The organism is Treponema sp. R8-4-B8 (assembly GCF_054786175.1).
Genome location: NZ_BDHE01000124.1, coordinates 62,220 through 81,547, shown reverse-complemented (window position 1 = coordinate 81,547; position 19,328 = coordinate 62,220). Strand labels below are relative to the sequence as shown.

The following is a 19,328-nucleotide window of genomic DNA, read 5'->3' as shown; positions in this document are numbered from 1 at the left end:
GTTATCATATATCCATGTTTATACTGAAAATAGCGTTGGGGCTATTCGGCTTAGGGATTGTAGTTTTTTTTCACGAACTTGGACATTTTTTAGCGGCGCGTCTTGTAAAGATTGATGTTGAGGCGTTTTCTATCGGGTGGGGGAAGCCCTTTTTAAAAAAGAAAATAGGAGCTGTGGAATACCGGCTTGGAATGTTTCCTGTTGGCGGATACTGCAAAATGAAAGGGGAGACCGATTACAACGAAGCGTGGGAAAATACCAACAAGGGGATAAAACCGGAAGAAGGCTCCTACCTTGCGGCAAGCCCGGCGGCTAGAATACTCGTCGCCATAGGCGGCCCTTTATTCAACCTGCTCTTTGCGATAATTCTTCTTTGCTTTCTTTGGGGCTTTGGTTTTGAAATGAAAACCCTTGATAACAGAATTGTTCTTGCCTCGGAATTTACCAATGAAGTTTATCCTGCGGATAAGGCGGGATTGGAGACGGGCGACCGAATTATCAATATCAACGGCAATGAAATTTCTTATTACCATGAAGTGCAGGAAAATATCGCCGTAAACGCGGAAAAAAATCTGCCCATAACTGTAGACAGAGATGGAAAAATTATTAGTTTGCGCGTAACGCCCGCTCTTGACAAATCAAGCGGGGCAGGAAAAATTGGCGTTTATTTTTGGACGGATACCGTAATAGACAGCGTGGCGGAGGGCAGTCCCGCGCAAAGAGCGGGTTTGCTTCCCGGCGATAAAATAATAGCCGCGAACAATGCGCCCGTGCGGAACACTGTTGATCTAATGAAAATATTGGAACAGAAGCCCGATCATCTTGATTTGGAAATTTCCCGAAGCGGTTCTACCGAGAAGGTTTTATTGGACATTAGCGACCCGGAAATCGATATTGGCATTTCATGGAAAACAATAAATTACCGCACTCCGAATCTTTCAATTCCGCAGGCTGTCGCAAAAGGTTTTAAAGAAGGGTATAAAACTCTAGCGATCTCCGTTACAAGTTTAAAGTTGCTCTTTAAGGGAATTGATCTTACAAAGGCGGTATCAGGACCTGTGCGTATAACTTACATGATGGGGGATATGGCGGCTCAGGGTTTTGGGCAGAGCATTGCGACCGGGTTCAGGTATTTTATCGACTTTATCGCGCTTATCTCCATCGCCCTTTGCGTAATGAATATGCTGCCCTTGCCAATTCTTGACGGAGGCATGATTATCCTTTTCCTTGTTGAAATTATCCGAAGAAAACCGGCGCACCCAAAAGCAATCTCTATTTTTCAAACTTGCGGAACCGTAATTATTTTTACATTGATGGCTTTTGCGCTGTTTGGGGACATCCTTTATTTTGTCAGGCGTTAAGACGGAGGGGGAATGAAAAAAAACATTACATGTTTGTGCGGAAATAATATTTTAATTGATTATGAAGAAGAAATTGATCTTGATCAGAAGCCTGAAACCCTGACGGATATTTTAAGCGGAACGTTTATGAGTTATAAATGCACATATTGCGATAAAAAAAACAAGCCTGAATATCCTATCACTATTGTATGGAAATCTAAGAATTTAACAATGCGGGTACTCCCCGAACTTGACCGCGGCGAGTTCTACCGTAATAAAAAAGAAAAATATCAATTTGAAACCATTATAAGTTACCCGGAAATGGCTGACCGTCTTGCCGTAATAAACGACGGTCTTGAACCCGTCGTTATAGAAACTTTAAAATCATTCCTTTTAGATAAAGCGGCGGAAAATTATCCTGACAAGGAAATAAACGCATGGTATCACTCAAACAGTTCAGGCGGCATAGAATTTCATCTTGACGGAATAAGGCGGGGAGAAGTCGCCGTAATGCGAATCCCCCAGGAACTGTACAATAAATTTCTTACCGATTACAAAAAGAATCCGAAAAGCGGAATTTTCCCGCAGCTTCGAGTCCGCTCTTATCTGTCAGTCCAAAACCTATTGCGGCCTGACGCGTTAAAATAAAATATCGGAAAAGAAGTTCTCGCAAAGACGCGAAGGCGCAAAGGATATTCTTGAGAATATTTAGTTGTTACAGAGTAATACGTTAATCGTGAGCCGGATTTTTCTTTACTTTCTTTATTGCCTGCGAAACCGCATTTTTTACGCTGTCCGCGTAAGACTGTTCCGTCATCGCCTGAGACGCGTAAAGGGCGCCCAGCAGTGAAAAACGGTACAACGGTTTAACCGAATTTAACGCGATTGCGGCAATATCTACGATACATTCATTACAACGGCACATGTCTTCATGTCCGTCTTTTAGCTGATTCTCAACTTCGCGTATAACCAAAATCTCAGCTTCGTTCTTTAATAAATCAAAATCATATTCTTCTAAAAGCCCCATATTCCCACCTCTATTGTAAATATATCTTAACTATATCAAAAATATTATTTTTTTTCAAGTAATTTGTTCTGTATTATTGTCTTTTGGCGCAGGCGTAAATTTAGCGTATTTTGCGATCATTTCCAGTTTAATTATGCCTGTCGGGCCATTCCTTTGCTTTGCCACTATCAGATCCGTCGGGATTTTGTCGCTGTAAACAGGTTTTTCATCTTCTTTACCCTTTTTATTCTTTTTTGACTGTTCCCTATGTAAAAACAACACTAAATCCGCATCCTGTTCTATAGAGCCTGAATCCCTTAAATTCGCCAAAGTCGGGGTTTCCCATTGGGCGTCGCGGTTTAACTGGCAGAGAACAACTATCGGGATATGCAGTTCTCGCGCGAGGCTTTTTAAGGCGCGTGAAATATCATTAATCTGCTCAAAACGCTTTAAATGGGAGCTTCCGGCAATAAGCCCTAAATAATCGATAAATATTATCTCCACCTGCTGCTGGGTACGCAGTTTTCTCGCCTGCGTGCGAAGGCCTACAAGATCCATATTTGGCATATCGACAATGTATAACGGCCCATCATACAAAAGGCCCATTATATCCACTATATTTTTAAACTCCCCCGTAGCCAAAAATCCGCTTCTTAAATTTTGCGCCCTGACATCAGCCTCACTGCTTATTATACGCTGAGCAAGCGCAATGCCTGACATTTCAAGTGAGAAAAACGCGGTAGGTATTTTTTGATGAAAAGCAATATTTGAAGCCATATTCAACGCAAGGGCTGTTTTCCCTACGGAAGGCCGCGCTCCAATTACAATAAACTCCTCACGCTGAAAACCGGATGTCAGCCGGTCCAGTTCTTCAAAGCTTGTTGAAATGCCGTTTATCGGATTTTTGGACTTAATAACATTTTCAAGGATTGCGATTGTTTCTTTTAACACTTCGCCGATTTTTCTGGATGAAAAAACCTGCCTTTCATCGCTTATTTTAAAAATATCCTTTTGAATTTCCTCAAGTAATTCCGTGGCTCCTCTTGATTCATCGTATACGCTTACCCCGATTCTCGACGCTATGTTTAACAGCTCCCTTTTTACGGAGTAGTTTTTTACCATCTGCGCGTAATATTCAATATTCGCGCTTGAGGGAATAACCGTCGTCAGGCTTGAAACATAGGACGCGCCGCCGGCCTCGTCCAGTTTCCCATGTTGTTTTAATTCCTGAACTACGGTCTGAATATCGGGACGCAGTCCTTTTGAATCAAGACTCATGATGGCTTCAAAGATGCGGGAATTCGCGCGGGAATAAAAATCGTTAAAGCTGAGATGATACTGAATTGCGGCGGATACGGCTTCGTTATCCGCCAACAGGCTGCCTAAAGCCGCCTGTTCCAATTCATCGTCATGAGGAGGCGTTTTATCCCTTATTGACTGTGCCACTGCGGCGTTTTCCTTACATGGCTATTCGGCTTTGGTTTCCGCTTTTTCTTCAGTAGCAGCGGTCTCGGCAGCAGCCGTGGCAGTAGCCGTGGAAGTTTCCTCAGCGGGAGTTTCATGCGCTTCGGCTTCATGATGGTCTTTTCTGTGGCGCTTCGGAGCCGGTTTGGAAGCGGAGCTTTCAGTCTTTATTTCCTGCGCGATAATTGTAATTGTAATTTCCGCAGACTGGTTTTCATAAAGCTTGATTACCGCTTTGTATTTGCCGACATTTTTAAATCCGTTGCCGGCAATTTCAATGCGTTTTCTCTCAATCTGGAACCCGTTCTTAGCAAGCTCGTCCGCGATAGTCTGATTTGTAACCGCGCCGTAGAGTTTGCCGTTTGCCCCCGCCGGCATTGTAAGGGAAAGTTCAAACGAATCAAGTTTTTCTTTTAATCCCCTTGCGTCCATGCGTTTTTGCTCTTTACGCGCGTCTATTTCCGCCCTGCGGCTTTCGATTAATTTAATCATTCTGGGCGTGTAAGGCAGCGCGATTCCCCTTGGGAAAAGATAATTACGCGCATAGCCTTTCGCCACTTCTTTTACGTCTCCCTCCTCGCCAAGAGTCGCGAGATCCTTGTTTAAAATAACCTTCATTCCAAGCTCCTTTCCATTCGCGTCGCGATACTGCGCCGCAGTACCGCATATTGCGGTAGGACACTCCGAAAAATTTTACGGAGTTTTAAATTAATGTCAGCCGCAAAAAAGCGGCTGTTTGCCCCGGAGTAGGGGCTATTGGGCGCTTTCCGCTCAACGGAAAGAACTTTTCGCTCAGCGGAAAGTACTTTTCGCGATTCGAAAAGGGCGCCAATTATCTATTATTCCCAATAAAACCAACGCCGCTATGGCGAATGAATTTAACGGGCTGAATAATACAACAATAATTAATACGTTAATTATTAACCGGAAACCATTTGACTTAAACGACATCCAATACATCAGTATCGCGGCGCCCTGAGCCAGAAAAATTATCCCGCAAACTGAAAATACGTTCCATGCTAAAGTAGCCAATATTTCCATTTTAAAAATACCGCTTAATACGATAGTCGCCAAAGCGCCGGATAACACCCAAATTGCGTTTGCGGGCGCGGAAAACGACGTTAATCCGCGATCAATTTTTTGCTTTTTAACCATCGAAACAATACTGATTGCCACTTGACGGTTCACAAAAAACAGGAAAAACATGCTTATTAACGCGCCGCCCCTTAGAAGAAACATTTTTGCAAGTTCCATTAAACGCGCGGGCGTAAAGGTTTGCGAAAACAATAAATTCTTTACATGGACCTCGGAATCGGCGCCGCCGCCGAAAAATTCTTCCACCGTTTTAGAAAACATTTCAAAAAAGCTGGAAGCGGGGCTGTTAATAAAAATAAGAAAAATCACCGCGCATACTGACGATGCTATTACAAACCTGTATGCCGTCCGCATAAACTTTCCGCCCATTATCCATGTAAACCCAAATAAAACTGTTGTTAAGTACAACACTTCCACCGGCGTATTGCTAATATCAGGCATGGAAAAAGACTGAATAATAATCAGAATGATATTCGCAACCGCCGCTGTTATAAATATCGGCATAAATGAGCCTGATATTATTATTACATATCCAATCGGCACAAGAAAAAACAGCGAAAGAAGGCCGGTTTTTAAAAATATTATGCTAAGAGCCGTGCAAACAAGCAGCGTAATAAGTGGAAAATATTTATGAATACCGGGAAGCCTCTCCTGCGCGGCGGCGGAGGGGCTGTCTGTTTCCCGCATGGAGACTGTTTCTTGCGTGGAAACTGTTCCCTGAGGGGAAGCTGCTTCCTGGGGGGAAGCTTCTTCTTCTTCGTCAAGCATAGTTTATTCGGCTACATAAGGAAGAAGGGCGATGCTTCTTGCCTGTTTAATGGCAAGGGCTAAGGCGCGCTGATGTTTCGCGCAGGTTCCCGTAATCCGGCGGGGGAGAATTTTCCCCCTTTCAGTAATAAACCTGCGAAGAGTATCGGCCTCCTTGTAGTCTATCTTCATTTTTTGAGCGCAGAATTTGCAAACCTTTTTCTTGAAAAAAACTTTCTGCCCTTTGCCGCCGCGTCCTCTATCGTCATTGTCGCGGTCGTCCATCTGCATATCCATTCCCCTGTCGTGGCGGGAATGTTGTTCGTTATCAAAATATTTATCATCTGACATAAAAAATCTCCTTATATGGAATAAAATTTAAAAAGGTATATCGTCCGTAAAACCGTCGTCTTTGCCCGAAGAAGAAGCGTAATTTTGCGTATCATGCGAATTGCCGCCTGATGAATTATTGTGGTTCTGTCGCTCTCCTCCGCCGGTTCCTCCACCGCCTAAAAGCTGGATATAATTGGCTATTATCTCAACCTTAGACCTGTTCTGCCCGTCCTGCTGCCAGCGATCCTGACGGAGTTCCCCGTCAACGCCCACCATCTTTCCTTTAACAAGATACGATTGCAAAGATTCGCCCTGTTTGCCCCACAATACAATATCAAAAAAGTTCGCCTCATCTTCCCATTGATCGCCGTTCTTTTTTCTTCGGTTTACGGCAATGGAAAATTTGCAAACCGCCTGCCCTCCCGCGGTATATTTTAATTCCGCGTCTCTTGTAAGCCGCCCAATTAAAACTACATGATTAATATCAGCCATAAACTCTCCTATTCCTCATTCCTTACAAACAGGAATTTTAGAAGATTGGCGTTAAGTTTAAAAATACGGTCAAGAACGGTGATTTTAGCGGGGTCGGATTTAATCGTAAAAAGGACGTATTTTCCGCGTTTTCTTTTTTTAACTTCATAGGCGAGGTCGCGATCTCCGATTTCATCGGTTTTCTCGACTTCGACTCCGTTGGCGGCAAGATCGGAAAGCAACTGTTCCCGTCCCGCCCTGTTCTGGTCTTCTTCCAGAGGGAAGATAACCGTCAATTCATATCGGCGCATAGTTCCTCCTTATGGCCTTATGTCCGGCAATACCGGAAAAGAGGGATAGCTTAAAATGAGGTTTAAGCCTTAGTTCAGAATAGCAAAAAGGGCAATTAAAGACAAGGGGTTTTTTGGTATTGTTTAAGAAAAAAATTGAACAAAAGGGGTGTATTTTGCGATTTATATTTCTTTTTATTAAACAGTATTTTCAGTGAATTATTTTCCTATTTTTAAGATATAAGAACATAAAACATTAAAAAGTTTTATGGATAAGGAGTGAAATATGAGAGTTTATTTAAACTTAAAAATTTTGATACTTGCAATTATAGCCGCGGCTATAGTAATAATTACCGTATCATTTTTGATGGCGCATTTTGCGGTTTGCGGGGCATGCGGAGACAATAATTATGATTTATCACAGCGGGAAGCAAGCCAAATTGACAAGAAACCGGTAAAAATTTTGACATCTTTTACAAATAACAGCAACTGTGAAACGGCGGAAGATTTCAGATGTTTAGCGGTTACTAACGTGATACAGCGGGTATTGGAGAATACTTTAAAAGATAATGATGATATAGCCCTTATGGCGGTTTATTCGGAAGATGGAACGATTCTCGCGGATTTAAAACCCGATAGGATAGGCAAAAATATATTTGAGATTGATGAGGATTTTAACCATTTCGTAAAGGAGATGTGCAAGGCGATGAAGAACAGGAGGATTTACAGCGGGTTTAAATTCGATCCTATGCTTAATGAATATATTAGGTTTATTGTGAAGCCCATGCAAATAGGCAATTTTGATCAAAGACTGTCGCTGTTAATAGGGGTTCATAAATCAAAATGAGCGGTTTGGGCGGATTTGCAGAACTCGTCAAACTCGGGTTCTACCGCCAGAAAAGCGTCAACCAGTTCCGGGTCAAATTGCCGCCCGTTTTCTTCCAGTATAATTTGTTTTGCCTTCTCGCGGCTAAACGGCTTTTTATATGAGCGCTCAGAACGCAGCGCGTCGTACACGTCGGCAATGGCGATTACGCGCGCGAGAAGAGGTATCTCATCTTCTTTTTTACCGTCGGGATAACCGCCGCCGTTCCATTTTTCGTGATGATGTTTTGCCATTATAAACGCGTTTTTTAAAAAGTCATCGTCTTTCGCAAACTGCATTGATTTTTGCAAAGAATCCGCCCCTGTCGTACTGTGGCTTTTCATAACGTCAAACTCATCATCGTTTAATTTTCCGTTTTTAAGAAGGATGCTGTCCGGTATGGCGATTTTTCCCATATCATGCAAAAGGGAAGATTCCGCTATCCTTTGAATTTCCGATTCAGTAAATTGATAGCCTCTCCTCGCCAATTCACGCAGTAAAATTGCGACATATTCGCTTACGCGCCTTGTGTGCACTCCCGTGTAGCCGTCTTTTTTTTCTATCAAATCGCTCATCGAATAGACAATCGCTTTTTGAAGATTGCGTATGCTTTCAGTCTGCCTGTCAACTTCCGACTGCAACTCTTTGTTAAAGCGCTCAATTTTCGCGTGAGATTCATTAAGCTGGCGTATTAAATCCTCTTTTTCAGTGATGTCTGTTACTATCACGACAGTACAGATCATTTCGTCAAATTTATCATAAACATAATTTAACGAGATTTGGCATTTCTGTCCCTCAACATTGCAAACGGCGTCGCAGTTAAAAACAGACGCGTCTTTTTTCCGGCGGTGCAATGAGAATGAGGCTTCTGATAAGGAATTTTCCATAAAGTTAAACAGACCGAACAATTTTAACTTTGTAAGCTGTTCGGCATTTTTCTTAAAAAAACTTTCCGACGCCGTATTGCAGAGCATTATATTACCCGTATCATCAAGAATAAGCACGGGCAATTTTACGGCAGTATAAACATAAGCGGCAAGGTTGGAGATATTAAAGCTAAAACTGTTATACTGGTTTGCATAATGATTGCAAATAAATATTAGCACCATTAAACTGATATAGGGTATGAATCCTACCATAATTGAGTCGGGTATTATCAAAAGAACAATAAGAGAGATAAGCGTGATTAGGAAAGTTATTGATATCGCTTTTGCCTGTACGCGATCACGTTTCATCGAAGCGATTTTTATCCATTTATATTGAAGAAATATAAGGCTGCATAAGCTAATAATAACAATCAAAGCAATCAATGTGTTAAACAAATAGGAAGATACAATGCTCATCGCGTCAGTGAATACAATAAAAATCATTAATATCGATATAATGGACAGGGTATTGGCGGAGAGCAAGACAAGTTGAAGTATCTTTATTTTTTTTGATTTTATTCCTGAAAGATTCATTATAAACGCAAAAAGAAACGGAACAATCATTATTTTTACCGGGGTTAAAATAAGGGTTATGTTGCTAATAATGAAACTTGATTCACCTAAATCAAGTACTTCTGAGAAAGTTTTAAAATACAGCAAGCTGTTGTTAAAAGCGGAAATTGCAATTACGATACAAATGGCAAAAAAGTACCAGTTCAAAGTGCTGCGCCTGTTTTTACCGACAATTTGAAATACGCCTAGAAAAAATACAAGGAAGGAAATAACGATATATATTAAGGTAAAAATCAAACTTGTATCTCCTTTAAATTATATTGATAGATATAAACGCTTTTAAATATGTTCATTGTTTAACAGCATAATTAATTTGGCGTCACAAAATAGTAACGGCTAATCCTTCAATATAATTCGCGATAATATTTCAGGATCCGGAGACAATGGTATGCCTGTTATAGCATAACAGCAAAGCCCCTGTATCGCCGCCCAATAAACGACCGCAAGCTGCATAGGGTCGCCTGTCACAGCCGAACCTTCCGCCTGTCCTTGGGAAATTATCCGCGTAAGGCTTTCAATCGGATTTGGCATATCCGCCGTAAACAGCCCCATATCCGGCATCTTAAAATCGCTCATACTCACTTGAATTATGAACATAAAATAATCTATTCCGATATAGTTGTTTGATAACATTTCACACATCATGGCGGTTATTTGCTTTATTTTTACGGCGGCGCTGCTGTCCCTTCCCGCGATTTCTTTTAAACTTTTACCGGAAATAACGACGGCCTGTTGTATTAATTCGGCAATCAGCTCATCTTTGGACGGATAATGGGCGGAAATCTGCTCTTTGTTTAAGGCGGCTTTTTCCGCGATTTCATCAACCGTTACCGATAAACCTTTCCTTGCGAACAACGACAAGGCGGCGGCTTTTATCTTTTGCCGGACTGTTTCATTCATATCATCAATTGTTTCTTTCGCGCGTGGCATGATTTAGTAATAATAATAAAAAAAACATTTTTTGTCAATATATTAATATATATTTTCCAATTAATACTAAATTTCTTCATAAAAATACCCTTATGCGCGGCAGTGGCAATTTCTAAGCTTTATCTTTATCGACTCTTTTATTCAGTAATTCTACCATTATAATATTTAATATCAATATGCCGCCTATAAATAACGGAAAAATATTAAAACCGGAAAATGACGTTATTTGCCCGAATAACGGAGGCATGAATGTAGTCCCGATATACGCGCTTGCCATTTGTATTCCCATTATCGCCTGCGATTTTTCACTGCCAAAATTTCTTGGAGTCTCGTGTAAAAGACTTGGGTATATGGGAGCGCATCCAAGCCCGATTATAAAAAATCCCGGCAATAGCATTATCCTGCCAATCGGTAACATTAGCGCGATAATGCCGCAGGCGATAAGAGCCTGCCCCAAACGAACCATTTGACGGTTAGTTAATTTCATTGTAAGAAAACCTGAGATAAAGCGTCCTGAAGTTATGCCGATGTAATATAACGAAATCCATTGGGCGGCTATTTCGGGAGGCACGCCTTTTTCCATAACCAGAAAACTGCTTCCCCATAATCCTGTCGTGGTTTCAAGGCTGCAATAACAAAAAAACGCTATTAGGATTTGTTTTACTCCGGCAATTTTAAACAGCTCTTTTAAATTTATTCCTTTAGCAGTTTCATTTTTCTCATTACTATTTTGAAGTTTGTTTTTTCCCCATAGTGATATAGTTATAAATAATACCGCTACAAGGCAGCATTGAATTATTCCAATTGAGCGATACCCCATATTCCATGAATTTTTATTTATTAAGAAGAATGACATAATAATCGGCCCCATCGAAGCTCCAACGCCCCAGAAACAATGAAGCCAGCTCATGTGTCTTGCTTTGTAATGCAGCGCGACATAATTATTCAAAGCCGCGTCAACTGAACCGGCGCCTAATCCCAGAGGGATAGCCCAGAGGCATAACAGCGAAAAAGCGGAAGAAAAGGAAAAACCTAATAGGGCGACGGCTGTCATTAAAACGCTAAAAGCGGTTACAACGCCGGTTCCAAGCCGCCTGATAATTCTTTCGCTGAAAATACTGGAAATAACCGTTCCGCCCGCGATAATCATTGAAACATATCCTGCATAATGCGGCGGAACATTTAATCCGCCGTACATTGAAGGCCACGCGGACCCTAGTAATGAATCCGGCAGACCCAAACTAATAAATGAAAGATAAATAATTATCAGAAGTATGGTTGAGACCATTTTTTACTCCATATTTAAGCCGCGCAAGCGGCAATTTAATCGAATTCTTTTGCTTTACAGCGCTTGTTTTATAAAATAATATTTTCTTCCGCATATTGTTATGATTATTGCGGTTATTAGCCATACAATGCTATTTATTATAAAATATTTTATATTTCCAAATCCATCAGTAAAAAATATTACAAATCCGATATTTATTGATATATGGAATAATGATGATATGATAATATTGTATTTTGTGTTTTTTAACAGATAAACCATTATTATTGATACTGATATTGTAAATACTAAAAATCCAAGCATAAATATCGGTCCGTTTTGAAAATGCCCAATATGCCAAACGCCCCAAATTGAACCTACTATTAATGAAGAATAAAATACTGAATGTTTCTTTTCCAATGTCGGCTGGAAAAAACTTCTCCAGCCAATTTCTTCCGCAATGCCTCCAATTACAATGCCAATTATGCTTGTAATTAATATTGAAAACAGATTATCCGATATTTTTACGTCTATTCCCAATAGCTTTCCGATGAAATATGCCAAAGAAAATAATACTAACGGGAATATTATCGCGATAAATGCCTTTATTAATACAATTTTATTGAGATTTATTATTATCGGTTTATATAAATCCTTAAATAACAATATGGTCAAGAGATATGCCAATGTTGGGGCAAATTGAGGTAGGGTAATTATCCCAAAACTCAAGTTTGTAACAATTTGAACAAATGCCAATACCGCCACAAATACAAAAACAAAAACAACAAAAAAAACCAACTTTCTATTCATAAATTACTCCTTTTTTATACATTTTATCATACAATGAAATATTTTATTTTAACCTAATTTCAAACGCCTTTTTTAGTATTGGCGCAAAAAACTTTGGTGGATAAAAACCGCACAATGTGCGTAGCTTGACTGCGGTTTTTCGTAGCCCGAGCCGCTGGACAGGCGGCGAAGCAGTTACCGGCCTGTTATGTGCAATAGTGCCGTATACCATTTATTTTAATATCTTCATTTATTATTTCCAGTACCCTTGTTTCTCTTCTTATCCACGGAGTTGAATTACATTTACTATCAATTATTCCCTTATTTATTTTATATGCTTTTTTAATTTCTGTCCAACAAGGTTTAAATAGTAATTCTTTTTCATAATTATCAAGTTTTTGATCAATTTGATTATTGTCAATATTTACAGTATAATATTCAGAAATCATTTTAAATATATTATTCTTACCTTCCTTTGCAATTCCATATTCAGTTATTATTCCAATTTTTTTAATGATTTTAATAACATTACATCCAACTTCTTCCAGTACTTCTCTTTTTAATGCTTCTTCAATTGTTTCATTTTCCTCAATTCCTCCCCCAGGGAATTTAAATTCATTTGTTTTTCCTAAAGATACCATTAAAACACTATTTTCTTTTAATATAATTGCCCTAACCGCATTTCGAAATATTATTTTACTATTATTAAAATCAAGTAAATTTTTGTCGTTCCTATAAAGTTCTTCATTAAATAACATAATATCTTCCTAATATATTTTATACAATTAATATTTTCCAATTTATGAATTTCTTTAACTAATAAATTGACTAATTTTTCATAATCATTGTTCGCGACATAACTTAACATTTCTGTCATATCGATACTATTAACAAACAACTGTAAATAATTTTCATCATCAGAATATTTCATCACATGCCGGTGTCTTTAATTTTTATAATCAATTTTGTTTTAATTCGCTCATCCAAATACTGAGAATATTCTTCAAATAAGGAGGAAGGGATTATCCCACACGTTATGTAGCCTAATTCCAGCGCCTTATTTTTTATTTCTTGCGTTTTCATTTTTAAAACTCCTTAATTTATTTCTTACTCCATAATATATTCCCAACTATTATTCCAAATAATAACATGGAACTGCTCATTTCGATTAAATGCGCGATCCTTACCATATCGGGAAATAAAACATTGGGTATTATTAATACAATCGCCGTACATAAATATATTAGGCATACGCTTATTTTGAAAACTATTTTATTTTTGCTTAGCATATTTTTTATGGGAATAATTGCCATGCCAAATAATATTCCACGTATTATTTGAAATGGAATTATTACGGGATTTGATTTTATATTATTTGCCATTTGACCCCAAAAACCCAACTTCTCACTTGAACCTGAATAAAACATTCGCAGTTCTTCAAATTGCCATGCTACAAAATACCCAAATATCATATATATACACAAATATATTATACCAATAATGCCCAATTTAATTATTATATCTTTAATATTTATTTTTTCTCTTTCTTGTACGATATTCTTATTCTGAAAAAACTTAACCAATAACGCTGTTACTCCCAATAATGGGAATAAGCCGGAAAGCATTAATAAAATAATGTCATATTTTGTGAGAGCGGTAAACGCATGACCAAAAAACAATGTTTCTATTTGTGTCATAAAATACTGTACAAAGAAAAATACAAATAATAAAATTAAAAATAATTTTTTCCCATAATAGCCTGTGTGTTTAATTAAAAAATAAATTGAAAAACAAGTCCATGCGCTACTGATCAAAAGGAATAATAACGCCAATGGGTTCTCGGAAGAACCTAATTCCTTGAATCCCTGTGAAAACGGCATAAGGGCATTTGCAACCGTAAATAAAACCGAAAACAAAACTGTTGCTAAAAGCAGTTTAAAAAATGTTTTTATCATAATTTTATCCTTAAATAATCCTTATAATAAAAATACCCATAAAAATTCATCCTATCAATGAAAGTTAAGTCTTTAAAACGGCAACTTAGGCCTGATTTTCGGCAATTTTTAAACGAGTATGTCTCTTATTTTTTTAATATATCCGGAAATATTTTTATATGCGGGGCAAAAATATGTGCAGCTTCCGCATTTGATGCACCGCTTAAGGTTATAAACATTAAAATCAATTGTTTTATTTTTATCAATTGATTGAACAATTTTAGAAACTTTAATTTTAACAGGACATTTTCTGCCGCAACCGCCGCATTTTCTACATTTGTTTTTATCATCTAATCCCAATTGATCCGCATAAGCGGCAAAATTAATTTCATTGGAAAAAATGTCAGTTTCTATCGCTTTGACACATTCCATCGCGCCATGACCCCGATAAAAATATTTATTATTCGTTTTACCCAAAGCGTTCTTTAGAAGTTCCATTATATTATCGTTAGGATATATATATACGATCATTGCGGATGCTTTCGTTAAATCGGCAATTGTAATAAAACGCCCGCCATCATAGCATTTATTTGCTATTTTACCAATTTGATAAATACTTTGAACATTTAATACCAATATTCCATGTTCTGCTGGAATTTCATTGTTTTCCAACGAAATACCGAGCGCTTGCCGTATTAGAAAATGTTCTTCCCCCATTGGGTATCTTGGCGGAACGATTTTTATTGAAAATTTGTCATTAGACTTGATAAATTTATTTTTTACCGCTAAAACCGCTTTATCTAAATTAAGTATCTTTATTAAAAAATTAATCGTATGTGAAATCTCTTTATTTCTGTTTTTTAATAACCACTCATCATGTAACAATGCGGGATCACATTCAACGGCATTTATTAATAATATCTTTTCGCCTGATACAGAAGAAAGGAAAGTATTTATTTTTTTAATAATGGGAAATCCATTACCGCTCATTCCTGTAACATTTGCATTATTAATAGAGGCAAGTAAATTCTCTTTTGAAATATCAGCGGTAAAATTTGGTATTCCCGATTCTTTACCAATTAACTCAGAAGAAGATAAAGTGACAACTTTACCTAAATAATTTTTTAAAGGCTTCCAAGAACCCTTACCATTCGTCTTTTTCTCCTGTTTTTGCGCATTTTTTAGATATAAATTTCTTTTAATCATTTTTGCATTTATTATTGGTTCAGAATATTCCATGTTTTAACTCCTTGTTTTAATCATGTTTCCTGTTCTCGTATTACGAATAGGACATTAGTTTATCATAAATAAAATATATAAAATTAACATTTTTTAACATTTCTTACCATAAAATAAGCTTGAGTTAAAAGAAAATAAATTATAAAATCTAGAATATGAAAATTACTATCAACACTGACGAAAGATATACGGAGACCGAGATTACGGTCAACTGTAACCGTGTAAGTGATGATATTGACAAATTACTTGCCGCCATTCGGTTGTTGGACATGAAACTGACAGGGCGTAAAGACGGGCGGCAATTTATCCTTGAAGCTTCGGATATAATATACATTGACAGTATTGATAAACATACTTTCCTTTACACCGCAAACGGAGTATATGAAAGTTCTCTAAAACTATATGAACTTGAAGCAAAACTCTACGACCGTGATTTTTTACGGGCAAACAAGAATAGTCTTTTTAACATAAAACATATACATTCAATTGAGCCTGATTTTGACCGCAAGCTTATTTTATCAATGACAACAGATATTAAACTGATAGTGTCACGTCAATATGCCGCGGCGGTAAAGGAAAAACTGGAGGCTTATTATGATTGAAAAAAAATATAGAAGCGCGCTTATAATAGAGTTTGCACAAAGGTTTACGGTTATTTTTTCATTAGCTATAATCGCAATAACCATTGCAGGAATGTTAATCGCTCTTAATGGGCAGGATATGCGCGAGGTTTCAACTTTATTTGCATTTAACAGCGGATTGTATTACGGCGTTATTCTGCAAATAGCCGGTTTTTCTTTGATAATATCCTTTTTTTCTTTATTATTATTTTCAGAACATATACAAACGAAAATACCATTTTTATTTCGAGGTTTTTTATTATTGCTTGCGACTCTGGTTACCACTTCAATATTTGCGTTTATATTTAAATGGTTTCCTCAGGATAATATTCAAGGTTGGATAAGTTTCGCGCTTTGTACAATTATTTGCTTCGCCGTCTGTTTTGCTTTGACGCTGTTAAAATTAAAACTTGAAGGCAAAAAGTATGCTAAATTATTGGAAGACTACAAAGAACGGCAAAATAAATCATTATAACTTTCTGGTAAATTCTAAAAAATACGTTAATAGTCCTGTTGGCGTTTAAACTGTTTTATTTATTCTTGATTTTTTTCTTAAATAAATAAACAAACGGGATTAATTGTAAAAAGAAAATAACAAAAGATCCTATTTGTTGCGCGTAAACAGTCCATGCTACAGGTTCTAACGGCCATGGGTCAATAAATGAAATGGCTACTCTGCAAAACCATACAAAAACCATAAAACCATACATTACAAACAAATCTTTATTTACGCCAAATATTTTCTTTTTAAAAAATAAAAGCAACAAACTAAATCCGGTCAAAAACAATGAAAAGAAAAAATTAATCCAGTCAATTGCAACAGTTAAAGATTTATATTCATTTGGAATATATGAATACCATTGATACAAGTATGGCACCGTAAAATGCCACATTCCGATAACGGCGCTTAATATTAATCCAATACTATATAAAGTTTTCATAACCCCCTCATAAGGCATTTTCATGATTTATACCTCCAATATATTATTATAAACTATTTTATCATATATTTATCAAACCAATGCTTCTTTCCAAGTATTTTTATCCAAATAATTAATTTATATTATTTTCTTAATAAATATTTTACTTCTATTTGACATGTCAGCCGGGAAAATATTATGTAAATAATGTTCCGCATTATATAATAAAATATCTGCATTAAAATCCTTTATATATTCCTTTATTAACACTTCCCATTTACTATAACTTGAAATAAATAGCAACATCGGTATTTTATTTATTTTCTCTATATTTATTCTTTTTGCGTTTTCCTTAACAAGTTCCGATTCATTAAGCATATCATTTGTTAAAAACCTATGATAATTTAATGCCTTGCATATTTTTGCATCTATTTTATTTATTGTACCGTATTTTATAGGAGATAACCGCTTTGCGATAAAAGGAAGAAGCCATTTAAAATATTTGTTAAATATTTTTGATAATATTCTCATTTTTTTTATTGTAGGAGTTATATTTAATTTTTCATAATAAGGCGGAAAAGCTGGATCAATGCCTATTATTGCCTTTATTTCATCCGGATAACATTGAACCCAATATAACGCCTCAAGAGCGGACATAGAATGGGGAAATAATATATAAGGAGGATTTATATTTGCTTCTTTTAACGCCATCCTTGATTCATATAACAACGTGTCAATATCTCTTGATATATTTGTAATATCACTAAATCCATAGCCTGCTTTTTCGATAACGGTAATGCTATATTCATCGCTCATTTTTGAATATAAAGTTTTAAAATCATACATTGGCGAGTATGTCCCGCTTCCTGATAGAAATATTAAATTTGGATTTCCTTTGCCTTCGGTATAAATATGCAATTTATGATTATTTACAGTGATCATTTTACCGGGAAATTTCGTTAATATATTATTTAAAAAGTTTTTATTCAAAATATCTCCATTGTATTATGTTTTATAACATAAATATATTACACTAATAATGCCCTGTGAATAAAATTTAATTCTTGAAAATGGCAACTTACGCCCATTTTTATAAAAGAAATATTCTTACCGCGAACCGCATGTACATCACGAACTTTTTACACATCTTACAGTTGTTCGCGCGGTTCCCGGTAAAATTCAAACTTATTGGACAGTCCCCCATAAAGCAAGCGTAATAATTCAACATAACCATCCGACATATTCCCCATATTATTATTCAACAGCCGAAACATGTTTAAAAAATACATACGGGTACTTTTTTATTTCAATTATAAAGTATCAAAAATAAACAATAAATAATTAACAAAACTGATCATTTTAACGCTAAATTGAGTAAAAACTATTTTTTGGAGGGGTAAAATTAACAATTTTGATCATTTCATTGTATTTCTATTACCGGAGTATACCATTCCATTTGGCAGAATGTTCCGTCATAAAGTTTTGTGTCTATTTTTTCAAAGCAAACCTTATCTATTAATAATTCATATTTAACCATATTATTATATGAAGATTTATTTATAACGTTTATAGCGCTATACATTGAACCTACCGCGTTACGATCAATATCTGAATAATGATGCTGTCCGATATAACGGAATCTCGCGCACAATGAAGTTTTAAAAGTGTCTTTATGGAATCCTTGCGGAATATTATTAAAGTTTTTTACCTGCACAGACGGCATATATTCCGACATTCCTGTCTTTCTGTCAAAGTTTCGCGTTATGCCAATAAACACATGAGAGTCTATGGCTGATTTAATAAGCATACGTTCATTATTCCAGAATTGTTTTGCAATGACATTCCTTGAATCGCTGAGCGAAACTTTATTGTATTTCCCTATTACGTGAAACTGCGGAACCATCACAATGTCAGGCCCAAAGAAAACATTGTCGCCTAACTTGTTTTCATCAATAAGATGAAGCGGCGGTTTAATTTTAATAATCTTCCCTTTTTTACGCAAATCGCCTGGCGTTATGCCAAATTCACGTTTGAAAGCCCTAATATATGACTGTTCATATTCAAAACCGTATTCATCCGCAATTTCAATAATATTAGTATTAGTTCCCAGTAAACTGTTAAGGCTTGCAGCTAATGTGCGGGAGCGTATATAAGCGGCTATAGATTGCTTAAAAGCGAAACTGAATAATCTTCGCAGATGGCCTTCTGAAAAGCCGTATTTTTTAGAAAGAACAGCCGCGTTTATATTGGATATAACCGGCGTTTTAATGCCGCTTATCGCGCTTGTATCAGCTGTTTTAATGGCAGGTGCATTTTTGATGCCGTTTTCAATATCAAGCAGTATATTTTCAAGTAAATTATACGGTTTGAGCATTTATTTTTTACGCTTTTTTATTCTTTGACGTCATTTTGTAAATCAGCATAACAAGCAGCATAATAAAAATACAAACGCCAAAGAGACCGGCCATGCCTTTCCACATGACATCTAACGACGCTATTAAATTAACTACTTTCATATT

24 protein-coding genes are annotated in these 19,328 nt (G+C 36.8%); 5 read left to right on the top strand and 19 right to left on the bottom strand.

Annotated elements, in window-relative coordinates; genetic code table 11:
* The first annotated feature begins 14 nt into the window (after nucleotides 1-14).
* A complete protein-coding gene (gene rseP, locus ACYVRA_RS07135) occupies nucleotides 15-1,361 on the top strand; it encodes an RIP metalloprotease RseP (protein ID WP_461252056.1) in 1,347 nt (448 codons plus the stop codon).
* 12 nt (nucleotides 1,362-1,373) lie between these two features.
* Complete coding sequence (locus ACYVRA_RS07130; protein WP_461252055.1) at nucleotides 1,374-1,988, top strand: CpXC domain-containing protein; 615 nt, start codon at nucleotides 1,374-1,376, stop codon at nucleotides 1,986-1,988.
* 82 nt (nucleotides 1,989-2,070) lie between these two features.
* Here ACYVRA_RS07130 and ACYVRA_RS07125 read toward each other — a convergent pair whose 3' ends face one another.
* From ACYVRA_RS07125 to rpsF, 7 genes are all read right to left on the bottom strand, one after another.
* Nucleotides 2,071-2,367 (bottom strand): late competence development ComFB family protein, encoded by a 297-nt coding sequence (locus tag ACYVRA_RS07125; protein ID WP_461252054.1) that lies wholly within the window; start codon nucleotides 2,365-2,367, stop codon nucleotides 2,071-2,073.
* Between the two features lie 54 nt (nucleotides 2,368-2,421).
* The gene (gene dnaB / locus ACYVRA_RS07120) at nucleotides 2,422-3,792 is read right to left on the bottom strand and encodes a replicative DNA helicase (RefSeq protein WP_461252053.1); all 1,371 of its coding nucleotides are present in this window, start codon (nucleotides 3,790-3,792) and stop codon (nucleotides 2,422-2,424) included.
* A gap of 21 nt (nucleotides 3,793-3,813) precedes the next feature.
* A complete protein-coding gene (gene rplI, locus ACYVRA_RS07115) occupies nucleotides 3,814-4,428 on the bottom strand; it encodes a 50S ribosomal protein L9 (protein WP_461252052.1) in 615 nt (204 codons plus the stop codon).
* Between the two features lie 174 nt (nucleotides 4,429-4,602).
* A complete protein-coding gene (locus ACYVRA_RS07110) occupies nucleotides 4,603-5,673 on the bottom strand; it encodes a YybS family protein (protein WP_461252051.1) in 1,071 nt (356 codons plus the stop codon).
* Between the two features lie 3 nt (nucleotides 5,674-5,676).
* Nucleotides 5,677-6,003 (bottom strand): 30S ribosomal protein S18, encoded by a 327-nt coding sequence (gene rpsR / locus ACYVRA_RS07105; RefSeq protein WP_461252050.1) that lies wholly within the window; start codon nucleotides 6,001-6,003, stop codon nucleotides 5,677-5,679.
* Nucleotides 6,004-6,030: 27 nt separating this feature from the next.
* Nucleotides 6,031-6,477, bottom strand: a complete 447-nt coding sequence (gene ssb / locus ACYVRA_RS07100) for a single-stranded DNA-binding protein (protein WP_461252049.1) — start codon at nucleotides 6,475-6,477, stop codon at nucleotides 6,031-6,033.
* Nucleotides 6,478-6,485: 8 nt separating this feature from the next.
* The gene (gene rpsF / locus ACYVRA_RS07095) at nucleotides 6,486-6,767 is read right to left on the bottom strand and encodes a 30S ribosomal protein S6 (protein ID WP_461252048.1); all 282 of its coding nucleotides are present in this window, start codon (nucleotides 6,765-6,767) and stop codon (nucleotides 6,486-6,488) included.
* Nucleotides 6,768-7,032: 265 nt separating this feature from the next.
* Between rpsF and ACYVRA_RS07090 the strand changes: the two genes are divergently transcribed.
* Entirely contained in the window at nucleotides 7,033-7,593 is a 561-nt protein-coding gene (locus tag ACYVRA_RS07090; protein WP_461252047.1) for a hypothetical protein, read from the top strand.
* Here the strand turns inward: ACYVRA_RS07090 and ACYVRA_RS07085 are convergent.
* The 8 genes from ACYVRA_RS07085 to ACYVRA_RS07050 form a co-directional block, all read right to left on the bottom strand.
* Entirely contained in the window at nucleotides 7,578-9,347 is a 1,770-nt protein-coding gene (locus ACYVRA_RS07085) for an HD-GYP domain-containing protein (protein ID WP_461252046.1), read from the bottom strand. The genes ACYVRA_RS07090 and ACYVRA_RS07085 overlap by 16 nt on opposite strands.
* A gap of 99 nt (nucleotides 9,348-9,446) precedes the next feature.
* Nucleotides 9,447-10,040, bottom strand: coding sequence for a TetR/AcrR family transcriptional regulator (locus ACYVRA_RS07080; RefSeq protein ID WP_461252045.1), 594 nt, complete (start codon nucleotides 10,038-10,040; stop codon nucleotides 9,447-9,449).
* Between the two features lie 112 nt (nucleotides 10,041-10,152).
* Complete coding sequence (locus tag ACYVRA_RS07075) at nucleotides 10,153-11,328, bottom strand: MFS transporter (RefSeq protein WP_461252044.1); 1,176 nt, start codon at nucleotides 11,326-11,328, stop codon at nucleotides 10,153-10,155.
* Nucleotides 11,329-11,382: 54 nt separating this feature from the next.
* On the bottom strand, nucleotides 11,383-12,117 hold the full coding sequence (locus ACYVRA_RS07070) for a CPBP family intramembrane glutamic endopeptidase (RefSeq protein WP_461252043.1): 735 nt from the start codon (nucleotides 12,115-12,117) through the stop codon (nucleotides 11,383-11,385).
* Between the two features lie 185 nt (nucleotides 12,118-12,302).
* Nucleotides 12,303-12,854, bottom strand: coding sequence for an NUDIX domain-containing protein (locus ACYVRA_RS07065; RefSeq protein WP_461252042.1), 552 nt, complete (start codon nucleotides 12,852-12,854; stop codon nucleotides 12,303-12,305).
* Between the two features lie 172 nt (nucleotides 12,855-13,026).
* Nucleotides 13,027-13,179: a hypothetical protein gene (locus ACYVRA_RS07060; RefSeq protein WP_461252041.1), complete on the bottom strand. Its 153-nt coding sequence runs from the start codon at nucleotides 13,177-13,179 to the stop codon at nucleotides 13,027-13,029.
* Nucleotides 13,180-13,196: 17 nt separating this feature from the next.
* Nucleotides 13,197-14,051 carry a hypothetical protein gene (locus tag ACYVRA_RS07055; RefSeq protein ID WP_461252040.1) on the bottom strand — a complete coding sequence of 285 codons (855 nt, stop codon included), beginning with the start codon at nucleotides 14,049-14,051 and terminating at the stop codon, nucleotides 13,197-13,199.
* A 108-nt stretch (nucleotides 14,052-14,159) separates the two neighbouring features.
* Complete coding sequence (locus tag ACYVRA_RS07050; RefSeq protein ID WP_461252039.1) at nucleotides 14,160-15,269, bottom strand: 4Fe-4S dicluster domain-containing protein; 1,110 nt, start codon at nucleotides 15,267-15,269, stop codon at nucleotides 14,160-14,162.
* Between the two features lie 155 nt (nucleotides 15,270-15,424).
* Between ACYVRA_RS07050 and ACYVRA_RS07045 the strand changes: the two genes are divergently transcribed.
* Both ACYVRA_RS07045 and ACYVRA_RS07040 read left to right on the top strand, forming a co-directional pair.
* Nucleotides 15,425-15,871 (top strand): LytTR family DNA-binding domain-containing protein, encoded by a 447-nt coding sequence (locus tag ACYVRA_RS07045; RefSeq protein ID WP_461252038.1) that lies wholly within the window; start codon nucleotides 15,425-15,427, stop codon nucleotides 15,869-15,871.
* Nucleotides 15,864-16,364: a hypothetical protein gene (locus tag ACYVRA_RS07040; RefSeq protein ID WP_461252037.1), complete on the top strand. Its 501-nt coding sequence runs from the start codon at nucleotides 15,864-15,866 to the stop codon at nucleotides 16,362-16,364. The genes ACYVRA_RS07045 and ACYVRA_RS07040 overlap by 8 nt, the downstream gene beginning before the upstream one ends.
* A gap of 55 nt (nucleotides 16,365-16,419) precedes the next feature.
* On the opposite strand, the gene ACYVRA_RS07035 is transcribed toward ACYVRA_RS07040, so the two are convergent.
* The 4 genes from ACYVRA_RS07035 to ACYVRA_RS07020 all read right to left on the bottom strand — a co-directional run bounded on the left by ACYVRA_RS07035 (nucleotide 16,420) and on the right by ACYVRA_RS07020 (nucleotide 19,325).
* Nucleotides 16,420-16,854 (bottom strand): hypothetical protein, encoded by a 435-nt coding sequence (locus ACYVRA_RS07035; protein WP_461252036.1) that lies wholly within the window; start codon nucleotides 16,852-16,854, stop codon nucleotides 16,420-16,422.
* A 93-nt stretch (nucleotides 16,855-16,947) separates the two neighbouring features.
* Nucleotides 16,948-17,799, bottom strand: coding sequence for an alpha/beta hydrolase (locus ACYVRA_RS07030; RefSeq protein ID WP_461252035.1), 852 nt, complete (start codon nucleotides 17,797-17,799; stop codon nucleotides 16,948-16,950).
* A 430-nt stretch (nucleotides 17,800-18,229) separates the two neighbouring features.
* The gene (locus ACYVRA_RS07025; RefSeq protein WP_461252034.1) at nucleotides 18,230-19,183 is read right to left on the bottom strand and encodes an AraC family transcriptional regulator; all 954 of its coding nucleotides are present in this window, start codon (nucleotides 19,181-19,183) and stop codon (nucleotides 18,230-18,232) included.
* 7 nt (nucleotides 19,184-19,190) lie between these two features.
* Nucleotides 19,191-19,325, bottom strand: a complete 135-nt coding sequence (locus ACYVRA_RS07020) for a hypothetical protein (RefSeq protein WP_461252033.1) — start codon at nucleotides 19,323-19,325, stop codon at nucleotides 19,191-19,193.
* Nucleotides 19,326-19,328: the final 3 nt, after the last annotated feature.